General features: G+C 51.6%; 14 protein-coding genes. All 14 read left to right on the forward strand.

The window, feature by feature from the left end; all coding sequences use genetic code 11:
* The first annotated feature begins 1 nt into the window (after position 1).
* The 14 genes from IPH59_01055 (at position 2) to IPH59_01120 (ending at position 17,180) form a co-directional block, all read left to right on the forward strand.
* Entirely contained in the window at positions 2–1,324 is a 1,323-nt protein-coding gene (locus tag IPH59_01055; GenBank protein ID MBK7090303.1) for a hypothetical protein, read from the forward strand.
* A gap of 24 nt (positions 1,325–1,348) precedes the next feature.
* On the forward strand, positions 1,349–2,737 hold the full coding sequence (locus tag IPH59_01060; GenBank protein ID MBK7090304.1) for an MATE family efflux transporter: 1,389 nt from the start codon (positions 1,349–1,351) through the stop codon (positions 2,735–2,737).
* A gap of 20 nt (positions 2,738–2,757) precedes the next feature.
* Positions 2,758–3,336 carry a histone deacetylase gene (locus IPH59_01065; protein MBK7090305.1) on the forward strand — a complete coding sequence of 193 codons (579 nt, stop codon included), beginning with the start codon at positions 2,758–2,760 and terminating at the stop codon, positions 3,334–3,336.
* A gap of 95 nt (positions 3,337–3,431) precedes the next feature.
* Complete coding sequence (locus IPH59_01070) at positions 3,432–4,205, forward strand: fumarylacetoacetate hydrolase family protein (GenBank protein ID MBK7090306.1); 774 nt, start codon at positions 3,432–3,434, stop codon at positions 4,203–4,205.
* A gap of 86 nt (positions 4,206–4,291) precedes the next feature.
* The gene (gene lptD, locus IPH59_01075) at positions 4,292–7,543 is read left to right on the forward strand and encodes an LPS assembly protein LptD (GenBank protein MBK7090307.1); all 3,252 of its coding nucleotides are present in this window, start codon (positions 4,292–4,294) and stop codon (positions 7,541–7,543) included.
* A 146-nt stretch (positions 7,544–7,689) separates the two neighbouring features.
* Positions 7,690–10,119 (forward strand): DNA translocase FtsK 4TM domain-containing protein, encoded by a 2,430-nt coding sequence (locus IPH59_01080; protein MBK7090308.1) that lies wholly within the window; start codon positions 7,690–7,692, stop codon positions 10,117–10,119.
* Positions 10,120–10,138: 19 nt separating this feature from the next.
* Complete coding sequence (locus IPH59_01085) at positions 10,139–10,765, forward strand: outer membrane lipoprotein carrier protein LolA (GenBank protein ID MBK7090309.1); 627 nt, start codon at positions 10,139–10,141, stop codon at positions 10,763–10,765.
* Positions 10,762–12,108: a 30S ribosomal protein S12 methylthiotransferase RimO gene (gene rimO / locus IPH59_01090; GenBank protein MBK7090310.1), complete on the forward strand. Its 1,347-nt coding sequence runs from the start codon at positions 10,762–10,764 to the stop codon at positions 12,106–12,108. Before IPH59_01085 ends, rimO begins: the two co-directional genes overlap by 4 nt.
* Positions 12,105–12,752, forward strand: a complete 648-nt coding sequence (locus IPH59_01095; GenBank protein MBK7090311.1) for a transglycosylase SLT domain-containing protein — start codon at positions 12,105–12,107, stop codon at positions 12,750–12,752. Before rimO ends, IPH59_01095 begins: the two co-directional genes overlap by 4 nt.
* Positions 12,745–13,353 carry a hypothetical protein gene (locus IPH59_01100; protein ID MBK7090312.1) on the forward strand — a complete coding sequence of 203 codons (609 nt, stop codon included), beginning with the start codon at positions 12,745–12,747 and terminating at the stop codon, positions 13,351–13,353. The genes IPH59_01095 and IPH59_01100 overlap by 8 nt, the downstream gene beginning before the upstream one ends.
* A 21-nt stretch (positions 13,354–13,374) precedes the next feature.
* A complete protein-coding gene (bamD, locus tag IPH59_01105) occupies positions 13,375–14,187 on the forward strand; it encodes an outer membrane protein assembly factor BamD (GenBank protein MBK7090313.1) in 813 nt (270 codons plus the stop codon).
* Positions 14,180–14,755 carry a nicotinate (nicotinamide) nucleotide adenylyltransferase gene (nadD, locus tag IPH59_01110; GenBank protein ID MBK7090314.1) on the forward strand — a complete coding sequence of 192 codons (576 nt, stop codon included), beginning with the start codon at positions 14,180–14,182 and terminating at the stop codon, positions 14,753–14,755. The genes bamD and nadD overlap by 8 nt, the downstream gene beginning before the upstream one ends.
* Entirely contained in the window at positions 14,755–16,071 is a 1,317-nt protein-coding gene (locus tag IPH59_01115; GenBank protein MBK7090315.1) for a hypothetical protein, read from the forward strand. The genes nadD and IPH59_01115 overlap by 1 nt, the downstream gene beginning before the upstream one ends.
* 8 nt (positions 16,072–16,079) lie before the next feature.
* The gene (locus tag IPH59_01120) at positions 16,080–17,180 is read left to right on the forward strand and encodes a hypothetical protein (protein ID MBK7090316.1); all 1,101 of its coding nucleotides are present in this window, start codon (positions 16,080–16,082) and stop codon (positions 17,178–17,180) included.
* Positions 17,181–17,185 lie beyond the last annotated feature (5 nt).

A 17,185-nucleotide genomic window follows, 5' to 3' on the forward strand; every position in this document is an offset into this window, starting at 1 on the left:
TATGCTGCTGACAAGACCGAAAGAATACGAATTGGTTATCGATACAACGACCGACTATACGACGGCCTTAACAGCGATCTCACTGGCTTCGCTCAAAAACACGGCGACAGTCCTGAACAATATCGAGCGGACGAGCCTTCTTGCGCCGATAGAACCGATTCTTGCTTCCGCCGGTACTACGTTGACTTGGAATGAGGATTCGGTAACCGTCAAAGCAGACTCAAGTAAGCCATTCGACTATCTCGAACCAATCGCCGACTATGACATGTTCAAGTACCTTCTGGTTTTGGCGGCAACGAGGCAGGGAAGCCGGATATCCATCGTGAACGAGTTGGACAACACAGTACAGATGATTGTTCTGGCATTGCGTCGCATGGGTGCAGAAATCGAATTCTTCAATGGCCAACAACCTCACCTTATTGTCCAGACTGCAATCAGCAGGGAAATCAAGTATCACCTCAAGCGCGAGAATGCCAAGATCGTTCCGCAATTGTTGATTGCAATGGCTGCTCAGGGCGGAGAGTCGGAACTGCTCGACCTGTTCGAGGGCAGTCGCTTTGACTATCTCTTTGAGCACTTCATCGGCGGGTTTTCGCGCGAGAACCTGATCAAGATTGATCCGAACGACGAACTGGAACGCCGATTGGCAAAGAAGGCTCCGAAGGTCGCTGAATTCAAATCACGTGTAAGAGTTGCAGGCGGAATCAAGAACGAGGAATCCGCAGTCTCATTGAGACCAGATTCCGAATTCGCAGCCTACTTAGCCGCCGCAGTCATTAGCCACGGCAAGGGACGCCTTGTGCTTAAGAACATTCACACCGACGACATTTCCTTCACACCATTGGCGCAGCTACGCCGCATGGGTGTCGAAGTCTCTATGGTGAAAGATGGCAAGATCGCTAACCTCGTCATTGGACACTCAAACGTCAAATCTCGCTCAGTGAGCTATGACCAGATGCACGACTACCCGGATGCCGTCGGCGCTATCGCTCTGGCGAATTCTCGAACCGGCGGAACAGCCGTCATCCGCTCATCTCCTTTTAATACTGACCGCGAGGAAGCGCGCCGCAAGAGCATCTGCAGTTTGATTCGCAGTCTTGGCGTCAAGGTCGCCGAAATTGGTGATGGCGTGGTGCTCGAGGGCCGCGAGCAACTCTCACCTGAAGCAATCAAAACCAACCAAGACCCAGTCTGTTCTCTCATGGCAGCGGCAGCAACACTCGGAACGGTATCCAAGCTGGAAGTCGACGACCTATCTACCGCCAGCGCACGTTGGGGCGCAAACTTCGACCGACTGGTCGACTTGGTCACAACTCGCCCTTGAGGAATCACACCGTCCAGGTATTCCATGACAGACAAAATCATTAATATCACCGAGGGTTCAATCCCGCGTCAGGTGATTCGGCTCGCATGGCCGGCTGTCAGCGCGATGTTCTTCCGCACCGCATTGACAATCGTCAATGCAGTTTGGGTTGGTCGACTCGGATCGAATGAAATGGCCGCGGTCATAAGTTCGATGTTCGTCATCTGGATTCTCTTCAGCCTCTACGACATTGTTTGGACCGGAGCAGTCGCAGTTGTTTCCCGTTTCTATGGCGCCCGCCAATTCGACACAGTCTCGCATGCGGCGCGCCAGGCAATTATCACGGGTGTCGCGGCGGCGATTCCCATTTCCATACTCGGCTGTATTTTTGCCGGCGACATGTTTGCGATTATGCACACCGACAAGATCGTTTCTGACTTAGGCACGAGCTACTTACAGATTCTCTTCGGTGCGTCTGTCCTGATGATGCTGCCCGAACTGTTTGCGTCGATATTTCGCGCTACCGGCGATACCAAAACTCCGCTAATGATCTCGACCGTTGTCACATTTACCAATATCATTCTCGACCCGCTTCTTATTTTCGGAATCGGTCCGTTCCCGCAAATTGGTGTGCCCGGAGCCGCGCTGGCGACAGTATTTTCATGGGTCGTTGGTTTGTCGCTTTTCATTGTTCTGATTCGCGGCGGACGCCTCACATTCAAGTTCAATTTCTCGCGGTTCGTCCGTCCTGACGGAAGAATGATCGGCGAACTAATCAAGATCGGCTCACCGCTCGCCGCCGCCGGTGTGACCTTTTCAGTCGTCTACTTGTTCATGAATCGAATTACCGCCAGTTTCGGTACCGAAGCAATCGCCGCGCTTGGAATTGGCAACCGCTGCGAATCGATCTCATATCTTACTTGTTTCGGGTTCTCGCTCGCTGTATCGACATTGGTCGGCCAGAACCTCGGCGCAGGGAAACCGGAACGCGCCGCCAAGTCGGTTTGGTATGCGCTCCTATTCACCGGCATTTCTACCGGCGTAATCTCCCTGGCATTCCTGATGATTCCTCATGTCATCGCCTCTGGCTTTATCAACGATCCTAAAGTCATTGTCATCGCGTCAGACTACTTGATGATTCTCGCGCTCTCGCAGACCTTCATGGCGATTGAGATAGTGATGGAGGGCGCGTTTACCGGCGCAGGGAATACTCTGCCCGCGATGATCGTCTCGCTGGTCGGATCGTTTGCGCGCTTCCCATTGGCGTTATATATTTGTCATGACCTCGGCGTCGGAGTCAACGGTGTGTGGTGGTCAATCACCTTGACGACCATTGTCAAAGGAATCGCGCTGTTAATCTGGTTCAGCCGTGGAAAATGGAAGTCCAAACAGATTCGCGTTAGTGCAAGTACTGACGCCCTCCAGCAAGGCTAGACGCATATCGAGTTTGCCCTATGAAGAAGGTCGCATACATAACCCACAAAGATTGCCTGCTTCACACCTGCGACGGCCACCCTGAAAACGCACAGCGTATGCTCGCGCTCGACAAAGCCATCTATGCAACCGGACTAATCAAAAGCCTCACAGAACTTGAACCGCGCCCGGCTACAGTGGAAGAGCTTGAGCTAAACCACGATCACGACTACGTAAGATCAGTTCTGCGTCTCAAACCCGAAGGATTGCGCCTGCTTGATGCCGATACATACATCAATCGCGACTCAGCAAATGCAGCAATGCTCGCTTATGGTGCAGGTCTGCAGGCAGTAGAGCTTGTAACCAAAGGCGAATTTGACCGCGCCTTTTGCTGTGTCCGGCCGCCGGGGCACCACGCTTTGCGCGATCGTTCGATGGGGTTCTGCCTATTCAACAACATTGCCGGTGCAGCCCGATTCGCACGCCAACATTGCGGGGTAACACGAGTCGCGATCATCGACTTCGATGTTCACCACGGCAATGGCACGCAGGACTCGTTCTACGATGACCCAGGCGTTCATTTCACAAGCATTCACCAATGGCCGTTCTATCCTGAATAAACATTGCGCTGGCCGAATCGTCTCGTTTCTTGAGGGCGGATATGATCTTGACGCGCTTGCACGTTCCGGATGCGAGCATCTGAAAGGACTATTGAATGAGTAAGAAATTCTGTCGCATCGCAGTCGACGGCAAACCGACTTGGGGATTGGTCGAAGGTGATCAAATTGTCATCATCGAAGGCGATCTATTTTCGACCCACACTGTAACCAAGAAAACCGTGCCGCTCGCGGGTGCGCGACTTCTGGCACCGGTAACACCAACCAAGATCGTCTGCGTCGGGTTGAACTATGCCGATCATGTCAAAGAGAGCCAGTCAGCCAATGCCATCCCCGAAGAGCCTGTAACATTCATGAAACCGCTCACTGCATTGATCGGCCCCGAGGATATAATTCGCATGCCGCTGGCCAGCAAGCGCGTGGATTACGAAGGTGAAATCGGAGTTGTTATTGCCAAGACTTGTCGCAAACTCTCTCCGGAACAGATTGCGGAAAATATCTTCGGCGTTACTTGCGTCAACGATGTCACCGCTCGCGATCTTCAGAAGAAGGATGTCCAGTGGACTCGCGGCAAAGGGTTCGATACATTCTGTCCCGTCGGTCCGTACCTGGTGACCGACTTGGACTACCTGTCATTGAATGTCTCCTCGCGGCTCAACGGCGAAACACGGCAGTCCTCAAATAGCAAGAACATGATATTCGCGATTCCTCAACTTGTTTCGTTCATGAACCACGTGATGACGCTCAATCCGGGCGATCTGATCGTGACCGGTACACCGGAAGGTGTGGGTCCGATGTCAGACGGCGCAACAGTCGAAATCGAAGTTGAAGGCATTGGAATACTGCGGAACTACGCCAAGCTCGATTCGTAACATCTATGTCTCGCAGGCTATTGCGACAGACCGCGGCATTATCTGAATCCTTGCGAATTAGCCAAGAGAGTTATTAACTGTCTGCTGTGAAACACGCGCACTTCATTCTATTTCTGCTTATTCTGTTCAGCGGAATTTCCGGCGCCAATGCCGGACGAATCCGCTACGAAGGCTCCGACCAGCTCAAGTCCTCGCAAACTCCCGATGGCACGATTATCGAGTTCATCGGCAATGTCCGGTTCGTCAAAGATTCCAGTAATCTGTCTTCCGACTATGCCGTCCTCTATGAATCAAAGCAATTCGTTCGCCTTCTTGGCAATGTCCGCATACGCCAGCCCCAACAGACTCTAGGCGCCGATAGCCTGCACTTCGATCAGAAAACCGAGATCACCAAAGCCTGGGGACAGGTTGTTGTCGAAGACCAACAGCGCCATGTCCGCGTAACGGGTACACAGGGTATCTTTCTTGAAAAGGAAGAAGCCATGTTCATGACCGGAGCCCCGCAGTTGATCGTCGACTATGACATGCAGCGCATACCGACAATCATCAATGCCGACACTATCCAGTTCTTCGCTGCCGCTGATCAGGTCATTGCTGTCAGCAACGTCATCATCAAGCAGGGAAGTCTCAATGCCGAATCGGATTCCGCTGAGGTTTTCTCCGGCGGTGAAGAAATCTCGTTGTTTGGCAATGTCCGCGCCTCCCAGCACAATTCCGAACTGACCGGCAAACAGATGATTATCAAATCGCAGGAAAAGAATCTCGAGAAAATCGAAGTATATGGCGGCGGCGAAGCAGTCTTCCGGCAACTGGCGAAGACCAGTTTCGAAAACGACTCGTTGATCTTCAACGAAAGCAGATTGACCGCTGACCGCATCGACTTCTTCTTCGCCAATGACCTGCTCCATCTGATCAAAGCGCAGGGCAACAGCTACACTTACTACACTCCTGCTCCCGAAGATACAACCGCCAGCGGCACCAATATTGCCTCCGGTGATTCAACCACGCTGTTGTTTCTAAATGCGGAATTATCCGAAGTCAAAGTCGTCACTTCGGCAGAAGGCATCTACATGAATCCCGTCGGATTTGATTCGACCGGCACCGTCGCCCTGATTGATACAATTGCTTACAAAGCTGATCGCATACATTTCAAAATCGCCGAGCGACTAATCAAACTCGAACAGACCGCGCAGGTCAAACAGCAGACAATCACGCTCGATGCCCACAAGATTGACTATGACCTCAACACCAAAATTGTCTTCGCCTACGCCGAACCCGACACCATTCCCGGGAAATTCAAACCGCTCACCTTAACTGATCGCACTGAAGCTATCACCGGCGAGGAACTGGTTTACAATCTCAGCGACCGCCGCGGCAAAATCAAAAAAAGCCGAACCAAGTTGGAGCAGGCATTTTACTCCAGCAATGTCCTGCGCAAAGAGGAAGAAGACGAACTGCTTGTCAAGGACGGCACTTACACGACTTGCGAGGACCCGGACCCGCATTTTCACTTCCAGTCTTCCAGTATGAAGTTGGTGACTAACGACAAGGTTTTCGCGAGACCTGTCGTGCTGTACATAGAATCCTTGCCGGTCTTGGCATTGCCGTATTTTGTGTTTTCGATCAAGAAAGAACGACACTCCGGATTCCTGCCACTGCAGTTCGGTAATTTCGAGCGCGGTTCGCGTTTCGTAAATAACGTAGGCTATTATTGGGCGGTAAATGACTATTGGGACTTGAAAACCTCGATGGACATTTCCGATATCGGCCTCAAATTCAACTCCGGTGTGCGCTATGCGTTGCGATACAAGTTAGCCGGTTCGGTGTCAGCATCGTATGCGCGCGAGACGGTCTATTCCGGAATCAACCGCGGACGCCGGACGCGTGGACAATTATCATTTACTCACAGCCACACAATAGATCCAACTCTAACCATGTCGGGAAGCGGCACCTTTGTGTCGGACAAGAGCTACTTCACCGACTTCTCAACTGATTTGGACGAGCGACTCGACCGTCAACTTCGTTCACAGTTCAGCATCTCCAAGCGATGGGAATCCGCTTCGTTTACAGCGGCAGTCGACCAGACCAAGGATTTGGACAACAACGCCCATTCGGAACGTCTGCCGTCGTTACGCTTTTCGCGACCGCAGCGACCGCTCTTCGGCACACCTGTCAAAGCGCTCGACAAGCGCTGGTTCCACGACATTTACGTGTCATACGACAACTCGCTCATAAACTCGCAGAGCAAGTCGGTACTTAGCAGCGGCGCAGCAACCCGGCGAAAGTATGCAGCATTCGACCAGAATTTGAGGTTCAATGCTCCGCTCAAGGCAGGTGGAATTTTCACGGTGTCACCTTCGGTTTCTCTTCGCGATGACTGGTACTACTTGCCGTACTCCGATCAAGCCGACAGTCTCGACTTACAGACCAATTCACTTCATAGCCGCCAGACTTGGAACGCCGCTATCGGACTCTCAACCAATTTGTATGGCACAGTTGCACCAAATGTCCTTGCGATCACCGGATTACGCCATGTGATTACGCCTTCTGCCAGCTTCAATTACCAGCCCGAAATCAACCGCAACCGGGAGTATGCATCTTTCACCGGTTTTGGCAGCTCCGGGGGTGAATCGAAGAACGTCAGCTTCCGATTAGCAAATCAATTCCAGATGAAGTATCTGAAGGACGAAAAAGAACAGAAAGTTACATTCCTCAACTACGATGTCTCAGCGAGCTACGATTTCGTTCGCGACGAACGCCGCTGGTCTGATGTCAGCTCCAGTCTTCGTGCGCCGACGGTCAAAAACCTCACGCTCCAAATATCCATGACACATGACCTCTACAATCCATCGACCGGCGAATTGCGTTGGTGGAGTCCGTATTTGAAGAGCATGAGCATCAACACTGGCTACAGCGGCTCATTCAGTATTCCAGTTGGGAAACCAACTGATGCGGTCGATGAAGAAACCGGCTCCAGCATTGGTCGCCGGTTAGTGCAGTACACGATTTCTCAGCGTTACACTGAGACACGCACATCGACGCGGACGACAATATCCAACTGGGTCGATTTTGCAGCGCAATTCTCAATTACCAAGAACTGGCGTATCAGCTATCGCCAGAATTACAATGTGCGCGAGCGCGAAAGCACCGAAAAAGTCGTTGAACTTCACCGCGACCTACACTGCTGGGAAGGCACTTTTACCTGGATTCCCGACGGTTCTCGGCAAGGTTACTACTTCAAGTTAAGCGTCAAACAGCTACCCGACATCAAGTTCGAGAAGTCGGAAAGCGGAATTCGCGATGCCTTGTTTGGCGGAATCTCCGCCTTCCAGCAGTAATCTGGATGGTCTCTCCCGAACTCATGCCCGGTAGGATCACAGCCAACAGGGAAGTCGTCATTCATTAGTCAAAACAAGGCAAACACACGAAAAACCTTGATTTTATTATTGTTGACCTAAGGCTTAATCAGCCCTAAATTCGCTGTATGGGTGTAAAGTCCTACTTCCAGGAAGGTTCCCGCAAGGAAATACTCGGCTTCATGATCATCGTGTTCGCCGTTTTTGTGTTTATTTCGCTGGCGAGCCACGATAAGCTCGATATCACCAAATTTGAGCGCCCGGTAGTCGAAGAAAGTCCCGACTATTTGATCAGCGAGGGTGACTATCTCAACGAAGAAGAAGTTGTCAATGAAGATGGTACAACTGAGCCGGTCGAATACGACCGCAGTCTATCATTCTCTGAGCTTCTCGATGTCCATGTCGAAAATCAGGCAGGCTTGGTCGGCGCCGGAGTTTCTGAGTATGTCCTTCGCATACTGGGCCGAAGTTCATTCATCCTGACACTCGTGCTGATGGTCATCGGCTGGCGCTTGCTATTCCAATATGAAAACAACTGGCTGCGAAACAAGTTGCTTGAAGTATTCCTTTTTGTCTTTGTAATCGGCACGATTTTCAGCCTGTTCGATCTGGACAACCCGCAAATCAGTTCTACGTTAACCGAAAGCCTCGCCGGCAGCATCGGCTGGACTTTGGCAAAAGTATCTCGCTCTCTCTTTGCAGTTGCAGGTGGATTCGCCATTTTGGGCGCCGCCGCGATATTTCTTCTATTCACAATAATTCCGTTCCGACCTGGATCGATACGCAAAGGCATCGATACTACCGTTGCAGTCGCTGGGCGTTCCTCCAAGACCGCCGCCGTCCATCTCCATGAGCAATCCCGGAGCTGGTGGCCGAGCCTCAAGGCTCTCTTCCATCGTGAGCCCAAAGTATATGACGCAGAGCCGGAAGAAACCAAGCAAGTCAAGCCTGCTCCTGCTCAACCTGAAGTAGACTTCGACGAACAACTTCAACAGGCAGAGTCGAAGATAGTCAAGGCTCAACGCAAGGAACCTGAGCAGTTGCCGCTTTCGCTCGATGACGTGCAAGAAAAGCGCGGCAAACTTCGCTTCACCAGCAAAGCGTCGCGAGTAACGAAAGACGGCTACACATTTCCAGCCCTGGACATATTGCAGGTTCCGCCTTCGAATGAACCGACGGTCTCACCCGCCGATTTGGAAGAAACAGCCGCCGCCCTGCTATCGACTTTGAATACATTCGATGTCGAAGTGATTCCCGGCAGCTTGGAGAAGTACCCCGGGCCAATTATCACGCGCTTCGAATTCAAGCCTGCGCCGGGCATCAAGATCAACCAGATTGTCAACCTCGCCGACGATTTGGCACTGGCGCTCAAAGCATCGCGTATTCGAATCATCGCTCCGGTACCCGGCAAGTCGGCTGTCGGTGTTGAGATTCCCAACCGCAAGGCGCAGAAAGTCTATATCCGCGAGATATTGCAGTCTGACGCCTACCAGCGCGGAAAATACAAACTCCCCTTGGCTCTCGGCAAGACCACCATGGGACAGCCGTTCGTAGTCGACTTGGCGCGGATGCCGCATCTTCTGATAGCGGGTTCCACCGGCTCAGGCAAATCGGTCTGCTTAAATACAGTCATCACAAGTTTGATCTATAAGCACACGCCAAAAACATTGCGCTTCATCTTCATCGATCCGAAAATTCTCGAATTGTCAGTCTACGGCGAAATTCCGTTCCTCGCTCGTCCGGTCGTGACCAAGCCCAAAATGGCGGAGTCAGTTCTTGCCGGAGCTGTCAATGAGATGGAAGAGCGCTACAAACGTCTTGCAACGCAGTCAGTGCGTTCGCTCGACGACTACAACGCCAAAGTTCCGGAAGCCGACAGACTACCGTACTTGCTGATCGTCGTCGACGAATTGGCAGATATGATGATGTCCGGTTCTGCCGGCAAGATAGAGCTTCTGATTACCCGTCTCGCACAGATGGCTCGCGCAGTCGGAATCCACTTGATTCTCGCTACTCAGAGACCGTCGGTGGACGTCATTACCGGTTTGATCAAAGCCAACTTCTCGTCGCGAATTGCCTTCCAGGTTGCATCCAAGGTTGACAGCCGGACTATTCTCGATGCCAACGGTGCCGAGAAACTCCTCGGTAACGGCGATATGTTGCTGCTTTTGGCCGGTGAGCCGGAGCCGCTGCGCATCCACGGTGCTTACGTCTCTTCGCAGGAGACTGAATCGCTGGTCGGATTCTTCAAAGAAACCGCCCCCGAGATTCAACCGCTTCAGGCATTCTCCGAGGAAAACGAAAAAGCCCTCGTCGAACGCAACAACCACGACGTGCTTCTGCCCGAAGCTACCGAATTGGTTATTCGCCACAAGCAGGGTTCTGTTTCGCTGCTTCAACGCCGGTTAGGAATCGGCTACCAAAGAGCCGCACGTATTATGGATCAGCTTGAAGCCACCGGAATCGTCGGACCTTATGACGGATCCAAAGCCCGCGAAGTCCTGGTCGACAAATCATACCTCGACCAGATGATGAAAAAAGATAAACCATCAGCTTAAAGTGATAGTATAAGTCAATATGCTTCTACGAATTATCTCTATATGCCTAATTGCGGTCGGTGCGACCTTCGCGACAACCGCCCATGAGATTGTCGAAAAGACCGAAGCAATCTATGCAAAGAACAAGACATTCTCAGTCAAATTCACTCAGACCGTCTCAGCCGGCGATTTTTTCGACGATGACAAGACTTCAGGTACCATGTTGTTGTCATATCCGAATAAGTTCCGAGTCGAGACTCCGGAGCAAACTTTGACCTCGGATGGCGATTCTCTTTGGACGTACTCCGTTGAAAACAAACAAGTTACGATTGAGTCAATGATTGGGCTCGAGGATGTCGTAACACCGGCAGACTATCTATTCCGCTTTAAGGAGCATTACGACCTGACTTACGATTCTACTGAAACGATAGCAAAGCGCTCTTGCCATAAGCTGTCGCTCAAGTCCAAGAATGACAATGAATACGTGCGATCAATGAAAGTGTTTATTGACATGGAGACGTCACTCGTGCGTCGCGTGATCTATCGCGATCTAAACGACAACAACATCACTTTGGACTTCGCCGATTGGAAACTTGGTGCCGAAATCGACCCTAAGGAGTTTAGATTTAGAACCCCGTCCGGTGTTGAGGAGGTTCGTGTACCTTGAGCGATAACGTCAAGAAGACAGTCTTCTTCAAAGGTCTGGGTTGTCCGAAGAACGAGGTCGATGGCGACGTCATTCTCGGCTACCTGAAACAGCGCGGCATCGAAATGACGGAGTCCGCAGAAGATGCCGACTACCTGCTTGTCAATACCTGCGCCTTCATCCAATCCGCCAAGGAAGAATCAATCGAAGAGATTCTGAAACTGGCGGCAGTGAAGGGTTCCACCGGCAAGAAGCAGAGACTCTTGGTTTCGGGTTGCCTATCGCAGAGATACCCCAACGAACTGCTGACCCAAATCGGTGAAATCGACGGAATGATCGGAATCGACGAGTACGACAAAATCGGCACATTGCTCGACACCGACTCAGCATATATCACCAGGCCTCCGAGCCTCTACAAAGAAGCCCACGCAGTTCAGATTCTGCGCGAGCGCCCGTTTGCATATCTCAAAATTGCCGATGGCTGCGACTGCCGGTGCTCATACTGTGCCATCCCGATGATGCGCGGCGACTTCCGCTCACGGAAATTGGATGCCATTTCATCCGATGTTGATCGATTGCTGGAACACGGCGTGGTCGAGTTTGACTTGATTGCTCAGGATGTTGCCTATTATGGACTCGACTTGGGCAAAGGTCCATTGGACTTGCTGCGCATGCTCGAGGACAAACCCGGCGATTTCTGGGTTCGTCCATTCTACTTGCACCCCAAACATATGAGCGATGAGATTCTCGATTTCTTCGCTTCGTCCAAAAAGTATTGCGGTTATCTCGAAAGCCCGATTCAGCATATTTCATCTTCGCAGCTTAAGCGCATGAATCGCGGTTACGATCGCGACCACGTCTACGATATGGTCGCTCGACTGCGCGCCAAGTTGCCGGATACGGTTTGGCGGACGACATTTATCGTCGGATTTCCCGGCGAGACCCAAAAGGACTTCGACGAACTTTGCACCTTCGTTGCCGAACAGAACATCCATCGTGCCGGTGTCTTCGGATACAGCCACGAAGAGGGAACAGCTTCATTCCGCTACAAGAACGTCCACACGCAGGCAACGATCAAGTCGCGCCAGGAAGAGCTGACTCGCATAATCAACGAAAATGCCGACGACTACAATTCTTCGTTGGTCGGCAAACAAATGAAGATGATCGTCGAAGAATTCGACAGCGAAGCTTTGGAAGTCACCGGCAGACTCTTCTGCGACGCGCCGGAAATTGATTTCACAATCCGCGTGCCGTGCGGCAAAGCACAGCCGCTCGGATTTCATCAGGTTCGCATTGTCGACACAGCCTCCGACGGCTTTGTCGGCGAATTCGTTCCCATAGTTGTGAGTGGAGGTCGAACATGAGTTTTGAACGTAAGCTTGGCGTGATGTTGTCGCGGCCGATTGCCTACTTGTTCTTCATGATCTATCTGATTCAATCATCCGTGCTCATCTACTTCGTCTATCAATACTATGACAATCAGCAGACGATATTCTACCAACAGAAGACCATCACCGAGCTTGAAGAGAAGCTCAAGGTGCTCGATATTATCAATGACTTTCAGGTAGGATTTGACCAGAAGGAAGTCGGCGCTCTTGCGAATGTAATCCACGATGAAAGTAAGAAATACGGCTATGATCCGCGACTGCTTCTGGCGGTGATTCTCACCGAAAGCTCAATGCGCAAGGGCCAAGTCTCCGACTCCGGTGCGCATGGCCTGATGCAGATGCGGCCATTTGTAGCCAGGGGTGTGGCAATGCGTAACGGTCTGGAGTATTCCGAGGAACTCTCACTTTTTGATCCGGCCTACAATGTCCGTCTCGGAAGTCTATACCTTTTCGAGTTGATCCTAAAATTTGGCGATGTCAAGAAGGCTTTGGTTGCTTATAATGTCGGCGAAACAAGACTTCGCAACCGGCTTATTACCGGCGAGAAGATGCCCCAGCAGTATCTCCGCAAGGTAATGGAGCGATATAAAGAGCTGTGTGAAAAATATCCTCATGGTTAGACCGTCTTTACTGGTCCTTCTGACATCCTTAATAGTTGCATCAGGCAGTTTGTTAGCTGTGCCTGCCAATCACGACTTTGTCGTATCAGGAATTGACAGCCTTGCGGCAGTCTCAGTTAAAGACCTCAATTCGGTCGAATTTCCCAACATGATTGTATCACCTGTAGATGGACGATTTGGCGAGACCCTGCGCGGCCGATTGGCGGCCAACTTGCTGAAAAAGGGAATAAGTGCCTACCTGACGCCGAACGATACCGATTCGAGCGGAAAATTCCTTTTACAGAGCACGATCAACGATTATAGTCTCAAATACATCGGTACCGGCGGGGGCGTTTTCCGTCAGGGAAAAGTCGTGCGCGAATTTGCGATTTTGTCGCAATCGCGATTGCTCGCCGACGATGGCAAGCTCGTCCGTACATTGGACGCGCAATCGTTCATTTTGAGCGACACTCTTACCTTTGATCAGGCTCGTCGGGTTCGGGGTGAAGACGCTTTTTATGCGCCGGGACTTCCGCCAACGACTTTTCAAAGATTGGTCGAACCGGGAATTATTGCCGGAATCACCGGAATTCTTGTATATTTGTTTTTTGCATCGCGGTAGCCGCTATTAGTGAGGAAGTGGATGAAGAAAGTTTTCTGTTTGATACTGATTGTTCTTGCTGCAGCAATGCTTGCCGGGTGTGCAGCTAAGAATTCGACTTCGACTTTGGATCCCCGGCTGGCTTACGAAGAGGCAAAGAAAAACGTCGAAGACGGAAAGTTCACGCAAGCCCAGAATCTGCTGCAAAGAATCGTCTTCAGCAGTCCCGGCTTGAGCTACATCGATAGCGTTCAGTATTACTTCGCAATGTCCTACTATGGAAATGCTGATTATCACCTTGGAGTGGCGGAGTTTCGCCGACTGATCCAGAGTTTTCCGAGATCGGCGTTGGTTGATGACGCGCAGTTTATGGTTGGAAAGTCATACTTCGATGCTGCACCGAAGAACGTCGGCCTTGATCAATCCGATACCGAAAACGCAATTCGCGAGTTCAAAGAATTTGTCCAGGATTATCCCAACTCTGATCGCAGGACCGAGGGCGAACTAATGTTGTCTCGTGCCATCGAACGGATGGTCGAGAAGCAGTTTCGCGCCGCTCGCCAGTACTTCAAGATGGGTAACCGGACCTCAGCACGAATCTACTTCGAAAGTCTAATCACCGAATATCCCGAATCGGGCTATACTCCCGAAGCCTTGTACTATTTGGCGCAACTCGATGAAAAGGACGCTAAGTACATCGATGCCAGAGACAAGCTCAACAATTTGGTCGCCACTTTCCCGAACTCAACCTTTGCTCCCAAAGCTGCCAAAATGAAGGCCAAGATGGACGCCAAAATCGCCGAGGCAGTCAGCGATTCGTCAGAAGCACAACTTAGCGGCCCAAAAGGTGAGTGAAAATTACGGAATACTTGGGGGCGCCTTCGATCCGATCCATCTCGGACATCTTACAATCGCACAAAGCGCCCTTGAGCAGTTCGCGCTCGACAAAATTCTCTTTGTCCCGACTTTTGTACCTCCCGGAGCGCACAAGGTAATTCGGACCCCATTCGAACATCGTTGTTCCATGATCAATCTCGCAATCGCCGATCTGGAGAGACGCGAGCTTTCGCGTGTCGAAGCCGAAATAGAGCCGCCCACCTACACTGTAAGCATGCTCGAAAAGCTAAAGCAGCAGCACAAAGATGCGGCCTTCACGTTGTTGATTGGCGCCGACAGCCTGGCACAAATCGACTCATGGTACCAACCGGATAAAATCTTCAAACTGGCGCGAGTCGCGGTAGCCGGTCGCGCCGGCCATACCCATCAGAGCGTATATCCCTTTGTTCGCCTCGAAATGCCGGAAATCAACATCTCCGCAACCGAACTTCGTAATAGCATCCGCTCCGGTCTTTCGGTTCGTTTTCTTGTGCCGGACGCAGTAATCGCATATATTGAGGCCAATCGGCTCTATTGCGAGGATTGATGGCTAATAATCGACTATTTCTAATCGACGGCTCGGCGCTGGCGTATCGCTCATATTTCGCCTTTGCTGCCAGCCCGCTCCGCACCAAACGCGGTGAACACACCTCGGTCGTTTTCGGATTCGCTGCGACCATTATGCGCATTCTCACCAAAGAACGACCCTCGCATCTCGCCGTTATTCTCGACACCAAAGAGCCCAGCTTCCGCAAAGACCTTTACGATGACTACAAAGCCAATCGCACCGCGATGCCGGAAGAGATGGTGGAACAACTGCCAAGATTGGACCATCTGCTTTCCACTATGCGGGTCGCACATTTGCGGAAACCCGGCTACGAAGCGGATGACATCATTGCGACTCTTACCCGCGAGGCGGAAGAAGCCGGTTGGGAAGTGGTGATCATCACGAGCGACAAAGATCTGATGCAGCTCGTTAATGAGAAAACCAGAATCTGGAATCTGAAAAAACTCTCAGAAGAAGGCGAGTGGTACGACCGTGAAGCCGTCAAAGAGAAGATGGGTGTCTACCCGGAACGCATCGTCGATCTCCTCGCCCTGATGGGTGATACTTCCGACAACGTTCCCGGCGTCGAAGGTGTCGGTCCCAAGACTGCGATCAAACTGCTCGAAGAATACGGTTCGTTTGAAGCCGTTCTGGCAAATGCAGAGAAGATCACCAAACCGAAATTGCGCGAGTCGCTGATTGCGTTTCGCGACCGTGCCGCCCTCACAAAGCAGCTTGTGACACTTGAGTACCACGCAGACTTTGAGCACGACCTTCAGAAACTTTCCGTGCCTGCGCTCGACACCGTCGAACTGCGCAGCCTCTTTCTTGAACTCGAGTTTACATCGCTGCTGCGGTCATTAGGTCAAACATCGCTGTTCACCGAAGAAGCACCGCCGCAAGAATCTAGGACGCAATCTGAACAGGTCTACAAGACTATCGATAACGAAGCCGACCTTAAATCACTGGTGAAGCGCATTCGCGAAGCCGGCGTTTTCGCCTTCGACACTGAAACGACCGGGCTCGATTGGCTGACATGCACGCTCGTCGGTATTTCGATTGCCGTCGCCGAAGGAGAGGCTTATTACATCCCGCTCGCACATGCGGAAGGGAAGAATCTCGATCCGGAAAAGTGCCGCCAGATACTGAATCCGGTTCTTTCCGACCCCAAGTTGACGCGCGTCGCTCAGAATTTCAAATTCGATTACCACATTCTCACGCAGGCAGGCTACGAGATTTCCTCTTTCGACTACGATCCAATGCTTGCAAGCTATGTTGCCGATCCTGCCGGGCAGCACGGTCTCGACGCTTTCTAGCCGCTGAATTGGAGAAAATCACTCACGATATATACACGCTCGCCGGCAAGGAATTCAACATCAACTCAACGGCGCAGTTATCGGACATTCTTTTCAATCAACTCAAGCTGACACCGATGCGAAAGACCGCCAAGAAGACCGGATTCTCCACCGACGTCAATGTCCTAACCGAACTTGCGAAAGTACACGATCTGCCGCGGCGAATTCTTGACTATCGCAAATTGCAGAAGCTCAAATCAACCTATGTCGATGCACTGCCGGTTCTGGTAAGTCCCGCGAATGGGCGCGGTCACACGTCTTACAATCAGGCAGTTGCGGCTACCGGAAGACTTTCCTCTACCGACCCGAACCTGCAAAACATTCCCATCAAGACCGAAGAGGGAAGTCAGATTCGCAAAGCATTCGTGCCGGCAGACACCTCGCGCAAGATTCTCACTGCGGACTATTCGCAAATCGAACTGCGAGTGTTGGCACATTTCGCTGAAGAATCGCCGCTGATTAAGTCGTTTCAAAATCTGGAAGATATTCACTCGCGCACAGCGTCCGAGGTCTATGGCGTCGACCTCAAGGATGTCACTCCTCAGATGCGGCGTATGGCTAAGACCGCGAATTTTGCCGTCATCTATGGCGTAACCGCGTTCGGCTTGTCACAGCAGTCCGATATGAGTGTGCCCGAGGCCAAAGAATTCATCGACATCTACTTCGCCCGTTACCCGATGATTCGCAAATTCATTGACGACACCATTGCCCGTGCGCGCGCTGAGGGCTACGTCACGACTTTGTTCGGTCGCCGTCGTTACTTTCCGGAGATAAATTCTTCGAATGTCTCATTGCGGCAATTCGCTGAACGCACCGCTGTCAATACGATTATTCAAGGCACCGCCGCCGACATGATCAAGATTGCGATGATCGAAATCGACCGTAAAATGGAAGGCATGAAATCGCAAATGATCATGCAGGTACACGACGAGTTAGTATTCGACGTGCATGCCGACGAGATTGACACAATGAAATCGCTCGTTCGCGACCGCATGGAGAATTGTGTCAAATTGAAAGTCCCGATCACCGTGGAAATGGGCGTTGGCGACAACTGGCTCGAAAGCAAGTAGCAGAA

This window comes from bacterium (assembly GCA_016708315.1).
Classification (GTDB): Bacteria; Zixibacteria; MSB-5A5; order CAIYYT01; family CAIYYT01; genus JADJGC01.

What these genes read in the sequence shown, in the direction of transcription:
- IPH59_01055 (MBK7090303.1), top strand. Translation starts at nt 2, where the DNA reads ATGCTGCTGACAAGACCGAAAGAATACGAATTGGTTATCGATACAACG.
- IPH59_01060 (MBK7090304.1), top strand. Translation starts at nt 1,349, where the DNA reads ATGACAGACAAAATCATTAATATCACCGAGGGTTCAATCCCGCGTCAG.
- IPH59_01065 (MBK7090305.1), top strand. Translation starts at nt 2,758, where the DNA reads ATGAAGAAGGTCGCATACATAACCCACAAAGATTGCCTGCTTCACACC.
- IPH59_01070 (MBK7090306.1), top strand. Translation starts at nt 3,432, where the DNA reads ATGAGTAAGAAATTCTGTCGCATCGCAGTCGACGGCAAACCGACTTGG.
- IPH59_01080 (MBK7090308.1), top strand. Translation starts at nt 7,690, where the DNA reads ATGGGTGTAAAGTCCTACTTCCAGGAAGGTTCCCGCAAGGAAATACTC.
- IPH59_01085 (MBK7090309.1), top strand. Translation starts at nt 10,139, where the DNA reads ATGCTTCTACGAATTATCTCTATATGCCTAATTGCGGTCGGTGCGACC.
- IPH59_01095 (MBK7090311.1), top strand. Translation starts at nt 12,105, where the DNA reads ATGAGTTTTGAACGTAAGCTTGGCGTGATGTTGTCGCGGCCGATTGCC.
- IPH59_01100 (MBK7090312.1), top strand. Translation starts at nt 12,745, where the DNA reads ATGGTTAGACCGTCTTTACTGGTCCTTCTGACATCCTTAATAGTTGCA.
- bamD (MBK7090313.1), top strand. Translation starts at nt 13,375, where the DNA reads ATGAAGAAAGTTTTCTGTTTGATACTGATTGTTCTTGCTGCAGCAATG.
- IPH59_01115 (MBK7090315.1), top strand. Translation starts at nt 14,755, where the DNA reads ATGGCTAATAATCGACTATTTCTAATCGACGGCTCGGCGCTGGCGTAT.